A 19,051-nucleotide genomic window follows, 5' to 3' on the forward strand; every position below is an offset into this window, starting at 1 on the left:
AAAACAGGCTTTACGCATCACCTTTTCTCCGTCATTACTGATTTTCATTTTCAGACGTTTTCCATCGTGCATCGCACAAAATACCGGAGGATAAATCACCATTTCCTTCAGCACATCATCACTATCATTAGACGCTACCAGTTGCAGGCATTCATTATCCGGCACAGACTGGGCAAAAATTTGTCCGATAAAAAAAATCCACACACATACGATTCCGATGACTCTATAATACTTCATAACCCAATACCTCCTTTATTATACCCATGGCACCTAAAGTTACAAAAAGATTCAATTGCCTTGCATAAATGAAAGGCTTATTTCACAAATAAAGAATAAAAGGCCAGTTTCAGGATAAATCATACCATAAAGCACGCGGCCTGACACACCGTTATGGCATGCCAGGCCGCTCTGCTGAAATTTGCAATTCTTACTTATTTTTCTTCCATTGTTCTTTCTCTATCAAATAAGAGATGACAAGTCCTAAACCTCCTCCCAATAATACACAAGCTCCGTAAATTATAGAAACGGACTCATTTACAGCCCATCCTTCGTTACCTGAAAAGTAGGACTGCTGGGTAACACACACCAGAAAATATCCCGTCAACAATCCTGCTCCTAACCCAAGTAGCAAACATCCTATACGCAATCCGCTAAACGAAAACGAGCTGGGACGATACATAATACCATTCTTAAAGGTTTCCGGTGCCAGTTTGTCACCCATCTTTTCAATCAGCATCATCCGTTCTCTGCGACATACAAACAATTCAAACACTTTATAAATTACTCCAAATACAATTGCCATATTGGCACCAATCATCAATTCTTCCATTTTATTCGATTTTTAATTTGTTACTTTGCCCTTTAGACGCAACGCATGCAGAAAGGTTACACTTTCACCAAATTTTTTTTCTAATCCAAGTGTAACCTTTTCCTTCGTTCTGCGTCTAAAGGGCATCATGAATCACGAGGAACTACATATCATTGCATCTATCCTGAGCGGACGAACCGAACAGTTCGCCTACTTTCTCGACACCTACGGACCACAGGTTTTCCACCTGATAGTCCGCATGGTAGGCTCACCGGAAGATGCCGAAGAGCTGACACAAGACTGTTTTATGAAAGCCTTCACCCACCTCTCCTCGTTTCATGGAGACAGCAGTTTCTCTACCTGGATTTACCGTATTGCCTACAATGAAGCAACTTCCGCACTCCGGAAAAAAGATAAAGAACTGCTTTCATTCGACAACCGAATATGGAACAGTCTTTCAGATAAAGAAATAGATGAGGAGCTGGATACCGAAAGCGAAATGCAGATTCAGAAACTGCAGCAGGCACTCACCCAGCTCAAGCCCGATGAACAGGCACTTGTCACCCTGTTCTATGAAGAAGAAAAAACCATAGAAGAAATAGCCTATATCTTTCACCTGACAGAAAGCAACGTAAAAGTAAAGCTGCACCGCATCCGCAAAAAGCTATGTAACTTAATGAAAGAGGAGATTTAAGACATGAGAACAACCGATAAAGGACTTCAGAAAGCCATAAAAAAGCAGCCCCATTACGAGCTGCCCAGTAATTTCAGTTACTGCATGATGCAAAAAATCCAGGAAGAAAGTATCTTGCGCGAAAAACGGCAGGAAAAAAGAATGTTCATCCTCTTCCTTATCTTCGTCCTACTCAGCGGGGGAGGTTGCATCGGATTTTTTATATGGAAATACGGAGCAGCCTTCATCAGCTATTGGCACACCTGCAAGGAAATACTTCCGGACTCTCATACGCTCCTTTTCTACCTGCCCACCCTCTGCGCCCTCTGTCTGCTGTACTTCTTCGACCGATGGCTACGAAAGAAAATGCATAAAACAGTTTAAAAACTGTACCATACTAAAAAGGGCGAATCTCATTCGAAATTCGCCCTTTCCATTTCTATATCAATCAGAAATCTTATTTCCGATAGCTTTCCAATTCTTCTGCCTGGAATTTACGGATGAAGTTGAAATGCTTTTCTACCTCAGATTCAGCGTAGTTCACATACACGTTCAATGACTTGCCGAACATGTCAGGAGCCTTTGTCGCATCCTGCAAGAGCAGATGGCTCATCACACACACGGCTGCCATCTCATACAAGCGACGAGATACCAGATCCAGCAATTCCTGGTTCTGTGCTTCCTTCACTGCATTGGTACATGCTTCCAGCTTACGAGTCATATCCTTGATACGATTCATATAACCTTCAAATTCCGGAGCGCAAGGAATCAGTTCATATTCATGCAAAGTAGCCGCATACGAACCGTTTGTTACGTAACGGATGGCTGCTACTGTCTGCAACTGGGTAGTACCTTCATAGATGCTGGTGATACGGGCATCACGATAAATACGCTGACAAGCATATTCCATCATGAAACCAGAACCGCCGTGCACCTGAATACAGTCGTATGCATTCTGGTTGGCATATTCAGAGTTCATACCTTTTGCCAGCGGAGTAAAGCTGTCGGCCAGTTTTGCATAACGTTTCTGTTCCTGACGTTCTTCCGGAGTCAGCTTGCGTTCACGGGCAATGTCATCCAATGCTTTGTAGATATCCACGTAACGAGAAGTCTGATACAACAACGCACGGCCTGCATCCAATTTAGCCTTGATGGTAGCCAGCATGTCATACACAGCCGGGAATTCGATAATTGCCTTACCGAACTGCTTACGGTCTTTTGCGTAGGCCAAAGCCTCATCGTAAGCAGCCTGGCTCAAACCTACAGACTGAGCGGCAATACCCAGACGGGCACCGTTCATCAACGCCATGACGTATTTAATCAAACCTAACTTGCGTTCACCGCAAAGTTCAGCCTTCGCATTCTTGTAAACCAGCTCACAAGTAGGAGAACCATGGATACCCAGCTTGTTTTCAATACGACGTACGTCTACTCCCCCATCGTTTTTGTCATAGATGAACATAGACAATCCACGACCGTCGTGTGTACCTTCTTCCGAACGGGCCAATACCAGGTGAAGATTTGCATCACCGTTCGTAATGAAACGTTTCACACCGTTCAGGCGCCAGCAGTTGTTAGCTTCATCGTATGTAGCTTTCAGCATCACACTCTGAAGGTCGGAACCAGCATCCGGTTCCGTCAAGTCCATTGACATGGTCTCACCGGCACAGATACGCGGAATGAAACGGCTGTGCTGATCTTCGTTACCGAATTCATAAAGTGTTTCGATACAGTCCTGAAGTGACCAGATGTTACCGAAACCGGCATCAGCCTGAGCCACGATTTCTGCACACATGGTGTACGGAGTAATCGGGAAGTTCAAGCCACCGTAACGGCGCGGCATCGTCATACCGTTCAGTCCGGCTTTCACCATTGCATCCAGGTTAGCCTTTGTGCCGGAAGCGTATTCCACGCGACCGTTTGCACAGTGCGGACCTTCTTCGTCCACTCCTTCTGCATTGGCAGCAATCACTTCACCCGTGATTTCACCGGTAATTTCCAATACTTTATCGTAAGAGTCGACTGCATCCGCATAGTCCTGCGGTGCGTAGTCATACTCGTCTTTATCTCTGTAATCGCGTTCTTTCAACTGACAGATACGCTCCATCATCGGATTGTTCAAGTGAAACTTGAGTTCCGGATGTTCTGTATAAAAGTTTGCCATTATTTACTGTTCTTTTTATAATACTTAATCATTTTCGGAATCACCTCTTCCACTGTACCATTGATGACATAATCGGCAATTGCATTGATAGGCGCATTTTCATCGTTGTTCACAGAAATGATGATACCTGCATCCTGCATACCGGCAATATGCTGAATCTGTCCGGAGATACCACAAGCGATGTACAGTTTAGGATGTACGGTCACACCTGTCTGACCAATCTGACGGTCGTGGTCGCAGAAACCGGCATCTACAGCTGCACGGCTGGCACCCACTTCTGCATGAAGTTCCTTAGCCAGTTCAAACAACATATCGAAACCTTCCTTGCTACCCATACCGTAACCACCAGCAATTACAATCGGAGCACCTTTCAGGTTGTGTTTAGCCTTTTCTACGTGACGATCGATTACTTTCACTACGTAATCAGTTTCAGGCACGTATTTCGCTACGTCGTGACGAATCACTTCACCCTGATAATTGGCATCTACGATTTCTTTTTTCATCACGCCCTCACGTACGGTAGCCATCTGCGGACGATGTTCCGGGTTGATAATGGTAGCCACAATGTTACCACCGAAAGCCGGACGAATTTGATACAGCAGATTTTCGTATGTGATACCGTTTTTCTTGTCTTCATGGTTACCGATTTCCAATTGTGTACAGTCGGCAGTCAAACCACTTGTCAGCGCAGAAGACACACGCGGACCCAAGTCACGACCAATTACGGTAGCACCCATCAAACAAATCTGCGGTTTTTCTTCCTTGAACAAGTTGACAAGAATAGAAGTATGAGGAAGTGAAGTATAAGGGAACAAGCCCGGAGCATCAAACACATGTACACGGTCTACTCCGTATGGCAAAACTTGTTTTTCTACATCTGCAAGGTCTGTACCGGCACAGATAGTTTCCAGCTGACATCCCAGCTGAGTGGCCAACTTACGACCTTTGGTTAAAAGTTCGAGACTGACATCGGCCACATGCGTGCCTTCCATCTCACAATATACAAATACGTTATTCATGGTCTTTATCCGATAGTATGGTTAGCCAACAGTTCAACAATCAAGTTTTCTACATCTGCATCGCTGCCGGTAAGCGTCTTGCTTTCCTTTGCCTGGAAGATGATGTTTTCAATCTTCTTTACCTTAGTCGGAGAACCCGACAGACCGCATTGTTTCGTATCACCGTTTACATCGGCTACGCTCCATTCTGTGATATTCAGATAAGGACGGCTTTCATACAAAGAAGAATAAGGAAGTTCAGCTCCGTCTTTGGTAATGGCAACTTTTTCCTGCCCTCCCAGTGCGCGTTTGTACTTCTGCACCAGTTTCGCATTGCGCGGACGACAAGGAGCTGCACTACCGTTTACAGTCAATACAATCGGAAGCGGACCTTCTACAGTCTCTACACCTCCGTCAATATGACGTTTCACACGGATACGCCCGTCTTTTACCTCCTGAATTTCTTCTACGTAAGTCACCTGAGGCAATCCCAGTTTTTCTGCCACCTGAGGACCTACCTGTGCGGTATCACCATCGATAGCCTGACGTCCACCCACGATGATGTCATATTCACCAATCTTGCGGATAGCTGTTGCCAGCGCATACGAAGTAGCCAGCGTATCTGCTCCGGCAAAAGCACGGTCTGTCAGCAGATAACCGTTGTCTGCTCCTCTGTATAATCCTTCGCGGATAATTTCAGCGGCACGCCCCGGACCCATTGTCAGGATAGTTACAGTAGAACCAGGATGTGTGTCTTTCAGTCTGAGTGCCTGTTCCAGGGCATTCAAGTCTTCCGGATTAAAAATCGCCGGAAGTGCTGCACGGTTAATTGTACCGTCAGCATTCATGGCATCTTTTCCCACACAGCGTGTATCGGGAACTTGTTTAGCCAATACTACAATTTTCAAACTCATTAGATTCTTTATTTTGGTATTAGTAAATTCTTGTTGGCAAATTTAATGAAAGCATTTGTTCCGCAAAAAGATATGAAGAAAATTTAAGTGTATTCTCCACATCTTCACTCAACTGTGAATAGGTGGCAATGGGATTATCGGAATACATGGACACAACCGTTCCATCCCTCCTGCAAACATACACCCGGGGAATTCCGCTCGTAGAAAACAATTCATACACCCGACGGTCATCCTGTGCCGAATAGGGTATGGTCAGAGAGTTTTTCTCCCAGTAATCTGCTACCTCCTCTTCGCCTTCCTCCCGACTGATAGCATAGATAACAACCTCTTCATTCGCAGCATATTCTTCATATAATCGCTGAATAACCGGTAATTCTTTCTGGCAATCCGGACATTCCGTATGAAAGAAAATCAATACAGCTACCTTTCCCTTAAGAGACTGCGTACTCAGCTCTGAGCCATCATTCAAAACGACCGAAAAATCCGGCAACACATCGCCCGGCTCCACTATATTCTCGCCAGCCGAAACCTCTTCACGGATGCAGGAAAACAACAAGCACCCCAATAACACGAAAAAAATACTTGCCCAATACTTCATACGGTAAAGATAAACAAGATACACAAGTTTTGCAAACTCTAAGAACTTGTTTATCTTTGACTCCTGAAAAAGACTTTATAAAATATGAATACAATGAATCAGGAAACTGCGCAACTTCTCCAGCAAATCGGAATTGAAAAATCTGATTTGAGCTGGACCACACAAGTTGTACTCATTTTAGCCATTCTACTGGTATCTTATCTTACTACACTAATCTTCCGCCACCTTATCATGCCGGCCGTACGAAAAATTACAGCACGCACCAAAGCCACTTGGGACGATTACCTGTTCAATGACCAGATGATGAAGGCCTCTTGCCGGATGATTCCACCCATTACCTGGTACATCCTGCTCCCGTTTGCCTTTGATGACAAATCAGCCTACCTGCTTCAAATCCTCTTAAAAATCTGTCTGATTTACCTCATCATCACGGCACTCATGCTGATTAAATGCTTTCTGGACTCTCTCTACGAAATATCCAGTGAGCATGAAGCTTTAAAGAACCGTCCGCTCAAAGGTATCTACCAGATGATAAATCTGGTATCCATCGGAATAGGTATCATTCTTATCATCAGTGTCTTGATTGACCGGAACGCCACCGCCATCCTGACCGGACTCGGTGCCTCAGCCGCCATTCTAATGTTGATTTTCAAAGACAGTATTCTGGGATTAGTGGCCGGCGTACAGCTTTCAGCCAACGACATGCTCCGTCCGGGCGACTGGATTACCATGACCAAATACGGTGCCGACGGCTACGTGATTGAAGTGTCACTGACCACCGTAAAAGTACAGAATTTCGACAAGACCATCACCACGATTCCTCCTTACGTACTGGTCAGCGATTCCTTTCAGAACTGGAGGGGCATGCGAGAATGTGGAGGTCGCCGTATCAAACGCTCACTGTTTATCGACATGACTACCGTACATTTCTGTACACCGGAAGAAGTGAATCGTTTCGTACAAAAAGGATGGATAACTGCCCCGACTGAAGGCCATGAACCACCGGTCAACCTGCACGTGTTCCGCGAATATGCCCTCAAATACATCAGCAGCCATCCCGATGTAAACCACAATCTGATGCAGATGGTCCGCCAGTTGCAACCCACCACTGAAGGTATCCCCGTAGAAATCTACTGTTTTTCGAACACCCCCGACTGGATTCCATACGAAACCCTGCAAGGAGAAATCTTTGACCATCTGATAGCCATGATACCGGAATTCGGTCTGCATATCTTCCAACGCCCGGCCGGAACCGATTTTCAGCCCAATGAGAAAAATGAATTTATAACTTCAAAATAAAAGAACAATGGAAACAGGACTTACATACAGCAGCACCGTACAAGTAAATTCCACCAACACCGCCCTGGCACTCGGCTCAGGAGATATGGAAGTGTTTGCTACCCCCGCTCTGGTAGCTTTAATGGAAAATGCCGCCATGAATGCCGTAAAACCCGCACTTCCGGAAGGTTCTACCACCGTAGGCGCTATGATTCAAACCTCGCACCTCAAACCCTCAGGTCTGAACGAAGAAGTAACTGCTACGGCAGAACTCACAGAAATAGAAGGACGGAAACTTACTTTCAAAGTAAGTGCATCCGACAGCAAGGGGCTGGTGGGAGAAGGTACTCACATCCGTTACATTGTGGACAGGGAACGTTTCTTGAGCAAACTTTAACAGCACACAATCGTCTACCGTAGATTTATAGACAGACTACTGCATCAATGGTAGAACCCTAAAACATCATTTACGTTTTCCATTCTGCATCCCTAAGTTTTCCGGTGCGGAAACCTATAGATGCAAAATGAGAAACATAAGGTTCCGCAAAGGAAAACATAAAAAACAAAAGTCGAAATACCACTTATCTCCTTCGTATTTTTTCAATTAGTGTAAAAAAGAAATCCCTGAAACAAGGATATTTCACTTGCTTCAGGGATTCCCCTATATACATATTATTACACTATACAATTACCAGCGCAATCAGCTGAATAAACAGAATCAGGAATACCATAGCGATAGGATATACCGTAGCGTATGCCACTCCCGGGATGTTACTGTCTGTCATCGAATCGGCAGCGGCCAGACCAGGCGTACTGGTCATACCTCCGGTAATGGTGCCTAACAAGTCGAGCAGGCTTACCTTGAAGACCCATCGGCCCACTATGGCAGCCAACAGCATAGGTACCAACGTAACTAGAGCTCCGACTCCGAAAAGCAGGAACCCGCTTTCCTGAAAGGTAGCCACCAAGGTCTTTCCTGCCGAAGTTCCGACCTCTGCCAAAAACAGCAACAAGCCCAACTGACGCAGCAGCTGATTGGCAGGACCTGACATAGACCACATAATCGGACCTGTCTTACCAATTGCACTCAAGAACAGTGCCATCATCAACACCCCTCCAGTTAACCCCGGAGAAAAGGTCATTCCATCTCCGAAAGAAATATTCAGTTTTCCAAACAATACACCTAACACAATCCCCATGGCTATTGGGAAAAAGTCCGTATCCGACAAGCGTTTTACATCATTTCCCAACAAACGGGCTACAGCCTGAATACCTTCCTTCTCGCCTACGACCATCAGTTTATCACCAAACTTCAATGCCAGTTCCGGTGAAGGAGACAGATCAATGCCACTTCGACGTATACGGGTCACTGTGCAACCAAAGTTTTTCTGCAAATTCAGTTCGCCCAGCTGTTTGTTAATCATATCTTTCTTGGTCAGCAACAAAGATTCGATAGTCTGTGTATGGCTCAACGGGAGTTCACCTTCTTCACGTTCGCCCAACATCAGTGCCAAACTATTCAAGGAATTCTCACTGCCCACAGCCTGAATGCAATCACCTTCCTGCAATACGGTATGAGCTTTAGGAATCAGAATCTCTTCTCCCTGCTTCAAGCGTGAAATTACGGCTCCCGTCATAGCACGTATGTTCAACTGGCCTAGCGTACGGCCAAATACAGCTGGATTTGTCACCCGGAACAAGCAAGTGCTCAGTTCAGGGAACTGGCTGCGCCGTTCCTTTTCCAGCCTGCGTGCTTCCTCATTTAAATCTACTCCCATCAGCTTAGGAAGCAACTTCACAAAAAGAATTACCCCAATCACTCCAAACGGATAGGCAATACCGTAGGCAATGGAAGCCAACGGAGACTGGGTACTGTCAATGGCCACTGCCAAACCAGGTGTACTGGTCAGAGCACCGGCTATCAGTCCCACGATACTAGGTGTATCGATATCAAAAAGATATTTCATTCCGACCCCTGTCAGGCAGGCAGAAGCCACAATCAGCAGTGTAATCAGAATTAAGGTTTTTCCCTTGCTCCGGAACGAATGGAAGAAACCCGGACCGGCCTGAATGCCAATCGTAAAGATAAACAACACCAGCCCGAAGGTTCCCAGTTCCTTTGGAATGGACACCCCCCAATGCCCGAAGGCAAGAGCAATAAAAATTACGGCAGACACATCGAGCGATAGGCCCATCACTTTGATACGTCCGAGCATAAAGCCCAAGGCTACAATCAAGAAAATTGCAAAATACGAAGTTTGCAGTAAGTCTGTCAACATGGTTAATAAAGATAAATGAATAAAACTGGGATAAAGATAAGCAAATTTTACGGATTTCCCCAATTGGCTCTATCTTATCCCGGAAAGGCTCATTCATTTAAAGACAAATCCTTACTCAAAATCATTCTCACTGTACGGAATTTAGGAGTAACCTCAGATTTTCCACGCATAATCTTCACTTCCCATTCCGAAGCTTTCCACAATTCTTTCGGCAATAACAGTGTATGTAATGTATTTTTCCCTTGAACAGAACCTATCTTCACTCCATTTACATACACATCTGCATCTCTTGCAGCATCGGAGAAGGATTCGATTCTCACGGCATTGACAGGTTTTCCTTTAGATTTCATTTTATAAACAAACCATCCGCGGGCTTCACGCCAAGGTGTTCCCTGCTCACTGCCCATCACCGAATTCTCCATTTCTACAAAATGGTCGCTTTCCGGCTGTTGTTCACCACAGACTACCATATCAGCTGTAGCCTGTTCCAATTGGGCACGCTCTTTCTCCACCTCAGCAAGTTCTTTCTGTCGCTGTCCGAGTTCCTCCTTAGACACAAGTTCCCAATAAATCATGTACCGGCACTCGTGTGTCTGATAGAAAGGTTTCAATTTCATTCCCTCATATCTAGAAGGATATACCCCTGTCAGAGCAAATTCCAACTTATCAGGAGATATCTTCTTCAAGTTGCTCAAAAGATTATTTTCTTCTCCCACAATCACAGGCATATTCTGCAAAGGCAATTGAGGTCCTGAAGCGATATGACCACCGCGACTGTCGTCTGCAAACTGGCCATCCAGTCTTTCTTTTCCCATATCGGCTGCCAACACAACAGGACCATACATAAATGAATAATAAGAAGACTTATCCGGAAGTTGTAATGCACGCAAAGTCATGGGCAACGTCATTTCAATGGCATCACCATCCTGCCACTTTCTCTCTATGGTGTAATAGCCATCCGTCAAAGCGACATTAACTTTCTTTCCATTCACTGCAAAAACCACCTTTGACTTGTCTATCCACTCTGGACTACGGAAGCTCACTTTCATTTTTCTTGCCTTATCAGTATGCAATACAAGTCGAGTGCTTTCCTTTTCCGGGAAAGAAGTTTCTTGCGTAAAGGTCATGCCATATTCTTTCCATTCCAACACAGAAGGAATGAACATATTTACAATCAGTTCGTCCTTACGTGACGCATATATCATCTCCCCATACTTTGCATGATTCTCCATTCCCGACCCCACACAACACCAGAAACAGCTTTGAGGCTGTGAATACACCCTGTAATGACCTGAACGCATGGGAGTGAAATATACCAATCCTCCCTGCACCGGATTCTGACTTGACAGGATATGATTATATAAAGCCCGCTCATAATAATCCATATATGCCATATCGCCCGAAGTCTGATAAAGCATCTTCGTCAGACGAAGCATATTATAGGTATTGCAAGTTTCGGGTCCCTGCTCACTGGTCATCATACTCGAAAAGTCATCCGCTTTATGGAAATGTTCTCTGACGCTGTTTCCCCCGATGGATACACTCCGGTTGTTTACGACCGTATGCCAGAAGAAGTCGGAAGCATCACTCCATGCTTTCTCTCCATCGAGATCGGCAATTCGCTTAAAGCCGATAACTTTCGGAATCTGTGTATTGGCATGCATACCTGTAAGCTGGTCTTTTTTCTCAAGAAGAGGATTCAAGACTACCCTGTGTGAAAAACGTTTTGCCAAGTCAAGGTATTTTTCCTCTCCGGTAAGACCATATACATCAGCAAAAATTTCATTCAGTCCTCCATGTTCACTCCGGAGCATATCCTGAATCTGTCCGTCAGTCAGTGCGGAAACCGTATTCAGCATCCAGTCTGTCAAGGCAATCAGCATCCCTTTGGCTTCTTCCTTACCGGCTATCACATACGCATCGCGCAAGCCCGCATAAGTTTTATGGATATTATATAAAGGTACCCATCTATTATTGAGTCCGAAAGGATTAGCATCGATTTTTCCATTCTTTATTTCATTCCAGACAGCTTTCCCGTTCGGAACCCCACAAAGATAGCCATTACCTGAAGTATCCTGACAGCGTTTCATTTCAGAAAGAAAATAATCCAGACGTTTCCCGATTTCTTCATCACCCGTAGAAGCATACATATAAGATAAAGCCGAAAGATAATGGCCCCCTATATGTCCGTCGAGTCCGGTATTTTCCCAGTTTGGATAATTTTCAGCCTTTGGCTGCAAACCTGCTTCTTTCATATAAGGAGCCAATAATCTGTCCGGATTTAGCCCTAACAGATAACAAATATCCATACTTTCTGCATGCTTGAACGGTCCGGAAATCAACCGAACATCCGTAATTGGAAATGTATTGATTTTCTGAGGCAATCCTGCGCCCATACAAACAGAGGATACCAAAAACATCCAACCTAAAAAATACCCTTTTCTCATGTTTTTCATCTTTTATTGTTCCTTGTTAACTTACCTGCTGCAAATATAACAATAAGTGTACAATACACAATATTTCCTGTTAAAATAGTGTACAAAAGATGAAAGTTCAGGCTACTTTTATTTCATGACTATTTCTTTATAGTTCACATATATACTCATAAAGCTTTTTATAGAACGCATGCTTGGTCAATGTCGAAACATCGCCCAAAATAATCAGCTTCATACGGGCACGGGTGATGGCTACGTTCATACGGCGCAAGTCATTGAGAAAACCAATCTGTCCGTCTTCGTTGGCACGCACCAGACTGATAAGAATCACATCACGCTCCTGTCCTTGAAAGCCATCCACCGTATTGATGGTAATCAAGGAACGATAAGGCTTGAAAAAAGCATCCTTCCTGACCAGCTGCCGCAAATACTGCACCTGTGCCTTATAAGGAGAAATCAATCCCACATCAATCTGCTCCTCTAAAAAGCGTTCCCGACCGATTTTCGTGATATATTCCTTTAACTGTCCGATAGACAATTCGGCCTCTGGCTTATTAATTCGCCCGTAGTTTTCACCTACAAACTCTTCATTACAGTCCATGCCTTCCGTATTTACCCATTCTATCGGAGTATCAAAATCCAGGATGCTACGGTATTTCACTTCTGGAGCAGATTGCAACATCCCCCCATAAAACCAGTCGGATGAAAAACGCATAATCTCCTCGTTCATACGATACTGCACCTTCAGCAAAGAGACCACTTCCGGTTTGTTTTTCACGATAGCCTGCATCAATGTATGCCCTAACCCCGCACGCAAGACTTCCGGATTCTTCACCGTAGGCGGCAACTGACAATGGTCGCCAGCCAAGATCACCCGGTCGGCTTTACGAAGCGGAATCCAGCAGGCTGCTTCCAATGCCTGAGCCGCCTCGTCGATAAATACCGTTCCGAACTTCTGTCCGGTGAGCAAGCGGTTGGCACTACCCACCAGCGTGCAGGCAATCACCCTTGCTTCACTGAACAAGGATTCGTTAATACGGATTTCCAGTTCCGTGGCGCGGTCTTTCAATGAATTGATTTTTTGCCGGATACTTTCCCGGTCATTCCCTTTCCGGCTGCGGGCATACAATTCACGAATCGCCTTACGAATACTCCATAACTGGGGATAGTCAGGATGTGACTCGAAACGACGTTCGTACGTAAACGACAGCATCTTATCGTTCACCCGGCTGGGATTCCCGATACGGAGCACGCTGACACCACGGTCCACCAGTTTTTCACTAATCCAGTCGACGGCCATGTTGCTCTGCGCACAAACCAGCACCTGATTTTCGCGATGAAGCGTTTCATAAATGGCCTCTACCAACGTAGTGGTCTTACCTGTTCCCGGAGGACCGTGTACAATGGCCACATCCTTGGCATGCAAGACTTTATTTACTGCTTCATCCTGCGTGGCGTTCAACCAGGGGAAACGTACGGGTTGAAACGAAAAAGTAGATACGGGCTGCGTACCATGAAAAATATCCCTTAACTCTGCCAGTCGGCTGTTCTTGGCAGAAATGACCTGTTTCAGAGCCTCGAACATCAGACGATAGCTGGTTTCATCAAAATAAAGTTGTACCCCGACCACTTCTTTGCTCTGCAACGTAAGCAGTGCATTGGCATCCGGCAAGATGACTACCATGCGGTCGTCCTCCACGTAATTCACCGTGGCCACAAAATTCAGGTAAGTCAGTTTTCCCGACATGTCTTGCGTAAAAAAACAGACAGGTTTTCCATATTCAAAAAGATGTTCTATCTCCTTGTCTTCTTTTCGTTCTACCTCAATAACCAACTGATTCAAGGCATTGTAATAGCTCCGTCCCAGCGATAACGGATACCAGCACATGCCTCGTTTGATTTTACGACCAATTCCCATCAGTTCCGTCTGCTGCTTGAATTGTTCCTTTTCGTATTCATACTCCAGCTTCAGTAATTCATAATGATGCTGCAAGTATAAAACAGGCGACTTTATTACGGTACTTTCCTTATCCATTGCCTTCCATATTTGAGTTGGTTTCTGCCAGCATCTGAGCACGCGACTTGCTCTGCGTCACCACATAAACACCTGTAAAAATCAACAACGCCGCTACAATCTTCACCCAACCGAAAGTGGCCATGCCAGCAAGTACTGCTACACAACTTCCCACAACCGGCTGCATGTAGTTATACATACTGACTACCGTTGGCCGCAAAGATTTCTGACCTACCAGCATCAAGATATAAGCCACATACGTACCAAAGAGTATGACATAACCGACTTCCAGCCAGACTTCTACCGGGAAAGCTGCCCAGTCCATCACTGAAAAATCATGATAAGAGAAAGGTATAAAGCATATCGCCGCATAAGTAAACATCCACTTCATCAATGTAATCACATGATAACGCGCAATCAGCTTCTTAAAAATGGTCAGATAACAGGCAAAACTAATCTGAGCTGCCATACAGAGGGCATCCCCCCATACGCTGCCCCCTTCCGCATCTCCTCCCCGGTTGCTCAGAATCAAGGTCAGGGCACCGATAGACCCGAGGAATATTCCAATCACCTTTTTCGGAGTAACGGGCTCTTTCAGGAAAAGAGCCGCTAAAATCATGGTCACAATCGGCATAGTGGTAGTCATGATAGACGCATCGACCGGAGAGGTCAGTGACAAGCCGAAAGTAAAACATCCCTGATTGCAGACAATCCCCAACAAAGAAGCAAAGAACAGCATCAGCAAATCGTGCGGATTGACCTTCTCCTGCTTTACAAAGAAAGAGGTAGTCCAGAAACACACGGCCGCTCCTATCATACGCATATTCGCCAGTGTGAGTCCGGTAATACCCGCTTCCATAGCTGACTTGCCTACCGGAGACATCAATCCCCACATACTTGCAGCCAGTAACAATGAAATATGAGCTTTTACAGAACCTTTCATGATTTCGTCTTTTTATAAATTTCTGCAAAGTTACGAGGATTTTGAAAAAAGGGCCGGTCGGGCGTTGATTTATTCCCGGGAATTTTCTATTTTTGTTTGACGCGTTAAAAAATACAGTCCATGAAAAAGCAAGCTGAATATATCAAGCGCATTGAGATAAAGGGCTTATGGGGCCGGAAAAACATTGCCTGGGATTTACGCCCGGATGTAAACATCCTGAGTGGAGTAAACGGTATCGGGAAAAGTACGATTCTGAACAACTCTGTCCGCCGGCTGAGTGACCTGGAAGGAGGAGCCCTAAGTAATGGCATACATTTGGGAGTGTCTTTCACTTTTTATCCGGAAGATGCCACTTATATCCAGTTCGATGTGATAAGAAGTTTTGACCGTCCGCTGCTCAGTTCCGGATTATTGGAAAAAATCGGTAACCAGAATGTCAAAACCGAACTCGACTGGCAGCTTTATCTCCTGCAGCGACGCTATCTGGATTATCAAGTGAACATCGGCAACCGGATTATCGAGCTTCTGACCAGCGGCAAACCCGAAAATCAGGCCAAGGCAGCCGAAATCTCTCTGCCTAAAACCCATTTCCAGAACCTAGTAGACGACCTGTTCAGTGAAACGGGGAAAAAGATTCTTCGCCAGAGCAATGAAATACAGTTTGAACAAGACGGCGACATATTAACTCCTTATCAGCTTTCTTCTGGTGAAAAGCAAATGCTGGTCATCCTGCTCACCGTACTGGTGCAGGACAACCAACCATGTACCCTCTTTATGGACGAACCCGAAATTTCACTTCATGTAGAATGGCAGCAACGGCTTATCTCGCTCATCCGAAGCCTGAATCCGAATGTGCAAATTATACTGACCACCCATTCTCCGGCACTTATCATGAACGGATGGATGGACGCCGTTACCGAAGTGAGTGACATTACAACCCTTTAAAAACATGTAGCCGTATGGGAAAAAGACTGACTGAAAACCTTTCTTCCCTGTACATTGGAGCGGCTAACAGCCTTAAACCCAAACGTGCAAGAAGAAAAATCGTGGCCTACGTAGAAAGCTATGATGATATTTCTTTCTGGAGATCCATACTTGCGGAATACGAAGACAATACCCGCTATTTCGAAGTCATGCTCCCCTCTCAGACTTCATTGGCCAAAGGCAAGAAAACCGTACTGATGAACCAGCTCGGGAAGCAATTAGGCGAGAATATGATTGCCTGCGTGGACAGCGATTATGACTATCTGTTGCAAGGACGTACTAACACCTCCCGATACATCATCGAGAATCCCTACGTGATGCAAACCTATGCATACGCCATTGAGAACTACCATTGCTATGCCGAAGGGTTGCATGAAATCTGCGTCATGGCTACGCTGAACGACCATAAGCTGATCAATTTCCCGGAATTCATGAAACTTTATTCCCAAATAGCCTATCCGCTGTTTGTATGGTCTGTCTGGTTTTATAGACGACATATTCTGTCGGAGTTCTCGCTGTTAGATTTTTGTTCCTACGTAAAACTTGATCAGGTCAGCACCCACCATCCGGAACGAAGCTTAGAAACCATGGCCAAAAAAGTCAACCGCAAACTGCATGAACTGGAACGTCATCATCCGGAAGCGCTGGAAGAAATTGAAAGCATGAAAAAAGAATTCGACCGATTAGGCGTACATCCAGACAATACCTATATGTTTATTCAAGGCCATCACATTATGGACAATGTGGTGCTGCGGCTGCTCATTCCTGTATGTACCGTACTCCGCCGGGAAAGAGAACAGCAAATCCATGACTTAGCCCTGCATGACATGCAGCTTCACAACGAACTGACCAGCTATCAGCGAAGCCAGGTAGGTGTGGAAGTCGTTATTCACCGAAACAATTTCTACAAAGAGTCTCCCCTTTACCAGATGATACGGAAAGACATTGAGAAATTTCTCAAGATTATCCGTTAGCCGGCATTTCCCTATCCAATTATAGGAAATCCCCTACAAAAGAATGGGCGTTTTCATCTTGACCGGAGAATTTTCTTCCGCTAACTTTGTGCTATCAACAAAGCTGGAGGAATCACACCCTCAGCTGAAAAAGACAAAGCTTATGAAAACAAAAACACTTATTCTTTTCCTGCTGGCTCTTTGTCTGAGCACAACCCGGAGCTACGCATCCGGTCTGGGCGATTTCCGCGTCAACGCTCGCTTTCTGACCGACCGAATGGCCTTTGAACTGCACCTCAACAGTAACCAGTACAATGACCTGTACGAAATCAATTACGACTTTCTCTGCAATATAGGCCCTTATGTTTCCGGTATCGCCGTTGCCGACAGTCGTGCGATGGATGCTTATTACCGTTACCTGGACGAACGAAACGATGATCTGCGATGGGTGCTTTCGCAAACAGAATACGTGCGCTTTATCGACATTGAATATTTCTTCCGTCCCATTTATGCCATCAACAACGTATGCTATCTGCGTGTGTATAAAATTTATCCGAACAGAACCCATTTCTACTTCGGACCTCCCCACCATTACCTGACCTACAGGGGCGGACATTGCCGAGCACATTTTGGAGGCGTAAGCTACTACCGGCGCAACTATCCTGCACGCTACCACCATCCGGTGTACAGCCGCCCGTGCAGAGTCAGTCCGCAGATGCGACCGCACGACTTTGCCGGACCACGTCCGGGCAATCGTCCTCCGCAGAAGCCCAACTGGAAGCCTGCACCCCGTCCGGACCGGAAACCTGTCTCAGCGGGAAAACCCAACTACCGCCCGCCTCAGCATTCAGACCACAAACCGCAGGCACGCCCGCCTCACAATCCTCACAAGAACCCAGATTTCAAGCCTCAGGAAAGACCAACCCGACGCCCGGAAGTTAGTCCCGACAAAATGCGTCCGAAACAAATCCGGGAAAAAAGCAGCATGAAAGAAAAAGAGCGTAAATCTCTCTCCAAACGATTATAAATAAAACAAGTGCTGAATCAGGAATCATCTTTTCCAGGTCCAGCACTTCCTTTTATATCAAAAAAATTCTCAGACTAAGCGGATACCCCCTTCTTCCAGCACCACCAGTCTTTTCTTATATAAATCGCCGACCGCTTTCTTGAAAGTCTTCTTACTTACACCGAAGGTCTGGTAAATCACCTCTGCATCGGTCTTGTCATTCAGCGGAGTAAAGCCGTCATTGTCCTTTATGTACTGAAGCAATACCTCAGAAAAATCATCCACCTTCCGGGCACCGGCCTTCTGCAATTCCAAATCAATCTTGCCATCCGGACGTACCTGTTTCACGAAAGCACTCAGGTGCATTCCTACTTCCAAAGGCTGGAACACCTCGTTATGGAACAGCATACCGCTAAACTGATTTTCTACAATCACCTTGTAGCCTAAATCCGTACGCTGCCATACCATGACATTCACCTCCTGTCCAGGCTGATAATCCGGCTTCTCCGTAGAAAGATAATGCTCCACCTTGGCAGAAGCCACAATGCGATAGCTTTCTTCATCCAGATGTACATGCACCACATAACGCTTTCCTTTCTGCATCTTCATCTTCTGCTCACGGAAAGGCACAAACAGGTCTTTCATCAGTCCCCAGTCAAGAAAGGCACCGAACTGATTGACCCATGCCACCTGCAAACAGGCAAATTCACCCACCTGTACATAAGGCTGCAGTGTAGTAGCGACCAAACGCTCCTCCATATCGAGATAAATAAATACATTCAGAATGTCTCCCGGCTTGGTACCTTCGGGCACATAACGTTTCGGAAGCAAAATTTCACCGTCCTCATCTCCATTGAGGTACACCCCGAAATCCACCTCCTTCACTACTTCCAGCTGATTATATTTTCCTAATTTTATATGACTCATAACAACTCTTTATTTCCGCCAAAGATAGCATAAAAAACTCATATACTCACACTGCCTTCCCTATAAAGAAAAACTAA

The 19,051-nt window shown here is 45.4% G+C and carries 18 protein-coding genes; 7 read left to right on the forward strand and 11 right to left on the reverse strand.

The genetic code is table 11. From position 1 onward, the window contains the following. Together ACMJ0U_RS09820 and ACMJ0U_RS09825 are read right to left on the reverse strand one after the other, a co-directional pair. On the reverse strand, window positions 1-237 hold a 237-nt coding region (locus ACMJ0U_RS09820), incomplete at its 3' end, for a hypothetical protein (RefSeq protein ID WP_417129783.1). A gap of 190 nt (window positions 238-427) precedes the next feature. After that, window positions 428-829: a DUF6249 domain-containing protein gene (locus ACMJ0U_RS09825; protein ID WP_417129784.1), complete on the reverse strand. Its 402-nt coding sequence runs from the start codon at window positions 827-829 to the stop codon at window positions 428-430. A gap of 127 nt (window positions 830-956) precedes the next feature. Between ACMJ0U_RS09825 and ACMJ0U_RS09830 the strand changes: the two genes are divergently transcribed. Then, entirely contained in the window at window positions 957-1,502 is a 546-nt protein-coding gene (locus ACMJ0U_RS09830; protein ID WP_417129785.1) for an RNA polymerase sigma factor, read from the forward strand. Window positions 1,503-1,505: 3 nt separating this feature from the next. Further along, window positions 1,506-1,865: a hypothetical protein gene (locus tag ACMJ0U_RS09835; protein ID WP_417129786.1), complete on the forward strand. Its 360-nt coding sequence runs from the start codon at window positions 1,506-1,508 to the stop codon at window positions 1,863-1,865. A 73-nt stretch (window positions 1,866-1,938) separates the two neighbouring features. On the opposite strand, the gene ACMJ0U_RS09840 is transcribed toward ACMJ0U_RS09835, so the two are convergent. Genes ACMJ0U_RS09840 through ACMJ0U_RS09855 form a run of 4 tightly spaced genes read right to left on the reverse strand, consistent with a single transcriptional unit; the run spans window position 1,939 to window position 6,155 of the window. Beyond that, a complete protein-coding gene (locus ACMJ0U_RS09840; RefSeq protein WP_007559685.1) occupies window positions 1,939-3,645 on the reverse strand; it encodes an acyl-CoA dehydrogenase family protein in 1,707 nt (568 codons plus the stop codon). After that, window positions 3,645-4,664, reverse strand: a complete 1,020-nt coding sequence (locus ACMJ0U_RS09845) for an electron transfer flavoprotein subunit alpha/FixB family protein (RefSeq protein ID WP_417129787.1) — start codon at window positions 4,662-4,664, stop codon at window positions 3,645-3,647. Before ACMJ0U_RS09845 ends, ACMJ0U_RS09840 begins: the two co-directional genes overlap by 1 nt. A gap of 5 nt (window positions 4,665-4,669) precedes the next feature. Next, window positions 4,670-5,557 (reverse strand): electron transfer flavoprotein subunit beta/FixA family protein, encoded by an 888-nt coding sequence (locus ACMJ0U_RS09850; RefSeq protein ID WP_417129788.1) that lies wholly within the window; start codon window positions 5,555-5,557, stop codon window positions 4,670-4,672. Window positions 5,558-5,576: 19 nt separating this feature from the next. Beyond that, complete coding sequence (locus tag ACMJ0U_RS09855) at window positions 5,577-6,155, reverse strand: TlpA family protein disulfide reductase (RefSeq protein WP_417129789.1); 579 nt, start codon at window positions 6,153-6,155, stop codon at window positions 5,577-5,579. An 84-nt stretch (window positions 6,156-6,239) separates the two neighbouring features. On the opposite strand from ACMJ0U_RS09855, the gene ACMJ0U_RS09860 reads away from it, so the two are divergent. After that, window positions 6,240-7,454 (forward strand): mechanosensitive ion channel family protein, encoded by a 1,215-nt coding sequence (locus ACMJ0U_RS09860; protein ID WP_417129790.1) that lies wholly within the window; start codon window positions 6,240-6,242, stop codon window positions 7,452-7,454. A 7-nt stretch (window positions 7,455-7,461) separates the two neighbouring features. Then, window positions 7,462-7,830, forward strand: coding sequence for a thioesterase family protein (locus ACMJ0U_RS09865; RefSeq protein WP_417129791.1), 369 nt, complete (start codon window positions 7,462-7,464; stop codon window positions 7,828-7,830). 283 nt (window positions 7,831-8,113) lie between these two features. On the opposite strand, the gene ACMJ0U_RS09870 is transcribed toward ACMJ0U_RS09865, so the two are convergent. The 4 genes from ACMJ0U_RS09870 to ACMJ0U_RS09885 form a co-directional block, all read right to left on the reverse strand. Continuing rightward, a complete protein-coding gene (locus tag ACMJ0U_RS09870) occupies window positions 8,114-9,712 on the reverse strand; it encodes an aspartate:alanine exchanger family transporter (RefSeq protein WP_417129792.1) in 1,599 nt (532 codons plus the stop codon). 89 nt (window positions 9,713-9,801) lie between these two features. Further along, the gene (locus tag ACMJ0U_RS09875; RefSeq protein WP_417129793.1) at window positions 9,802-12,168 is read right to left on the reverse strand and encodes a beta-L-arabinofuranosidase domain-containing protein; all 2,367 of its coding nucleotides are present in this window, start codon (window positions 12,166-12,168) and stop codon (window positions 9,802-9,804) included. 127 nt (window positions 12,169-12,295) lie between these two features. Next, complete coding sequence (locus ACMJ0U_RS09880; RefSeq protein ID WP_417129794.1) at window positions 12,296-14,182, reverse strand: AAA domain-containing protein; 1,887 nt, start codon at window positions 14,180-14,182, stop codon at window positions 12,296-12,298. Continuing rightward, window positions 14,175-15,104, reverse strand: a complete 930-nt coding sequence (locus ACMJ0U_RS09885; protein WP_417129795.1) for a DMT family transporter — start codon at window positions 15,102-15,104, stop codon at window positions 14,175-14,177. The genes ACMJ0U_RS09880 and ACMJ0U_RS09885 overlap by 8 nt, the downstream gene beginning before the upstream one ends. Before the next feature lie 120 nt (window positions 15,105-15,224). On the opposite strand from ACMJ0U_RS09885, the gene ACMJ0U_RS09890 reads away from it, so the two are divergent. From ACMJ0U_RS09890 to ACMJ0U_RS09900, 3 genes are all read left to right on the forward strand, one after another. Beyond that, window positions 15,225-16,049 carry an AAA family ATPase gene (locus ACMJ0U_RS09890; protein WP_417129796.1) on the forward strand — a complete coding sequence of 275 codons (825 nt, stop codon included), beginning with the start codon at window positions 15,225-15,227 and terminating at the stop codon, window positions 16,047-16,049. Window positions 16,050-16,063: 14 nt separating this feature from the next. Beyond that, window positions 16,064-17,062: a DUF4435 domain-containing protein gene (locus tag ACMJ0U_RS09895; RefSeq protein ID WP_417129797.1), complete on the forward strand. Its 999-nt coding sequence runs from the start codon at window positions 16,064-16,066 to the stop codon at window positions 17,060-17,062. Between the two features lie 142 nt (window positions 17,063-17,204). Beyond that, entirely contained in the window at window positions 17,205-18,068 is an 864-nt protein-coding gene (locus tag ACMJ0U_RS09900; protein ID WP_417129798.1) for a hypothetical protein, read from the forward strand. Window positions 18,069-18,137: 69 nt separating this feature from the next. Here ACMJ0U_RS09900 and ACMJ0U_RS09905 read toward each other — a convergent pair whose 3' ends face one another. Continuing rightward, complete coding sequence (locus ACMJ0U_RS09905) at window positions 18,138-18,974, reverse strand: S1 RNA-binding domain-containing protein (RefSeq protein WP_417129799.1); 837 nt, start codon at window positions 18,972-18,974, stop codon at window positions 18,138-18,140. Between the last annotated feature and the right edge of the window lie 77 nt (window positions 18,975-19,051).

It is taken from the genome of Phocaeicola sp., from assembly GCF_048170425.1.
In the GTDB taxonomy this organism is placed as follows: Bacteria; Bacteroidota; Bacteroidia; order Bacteroidales; family Bacteroidaceae; genus Phocaeicola.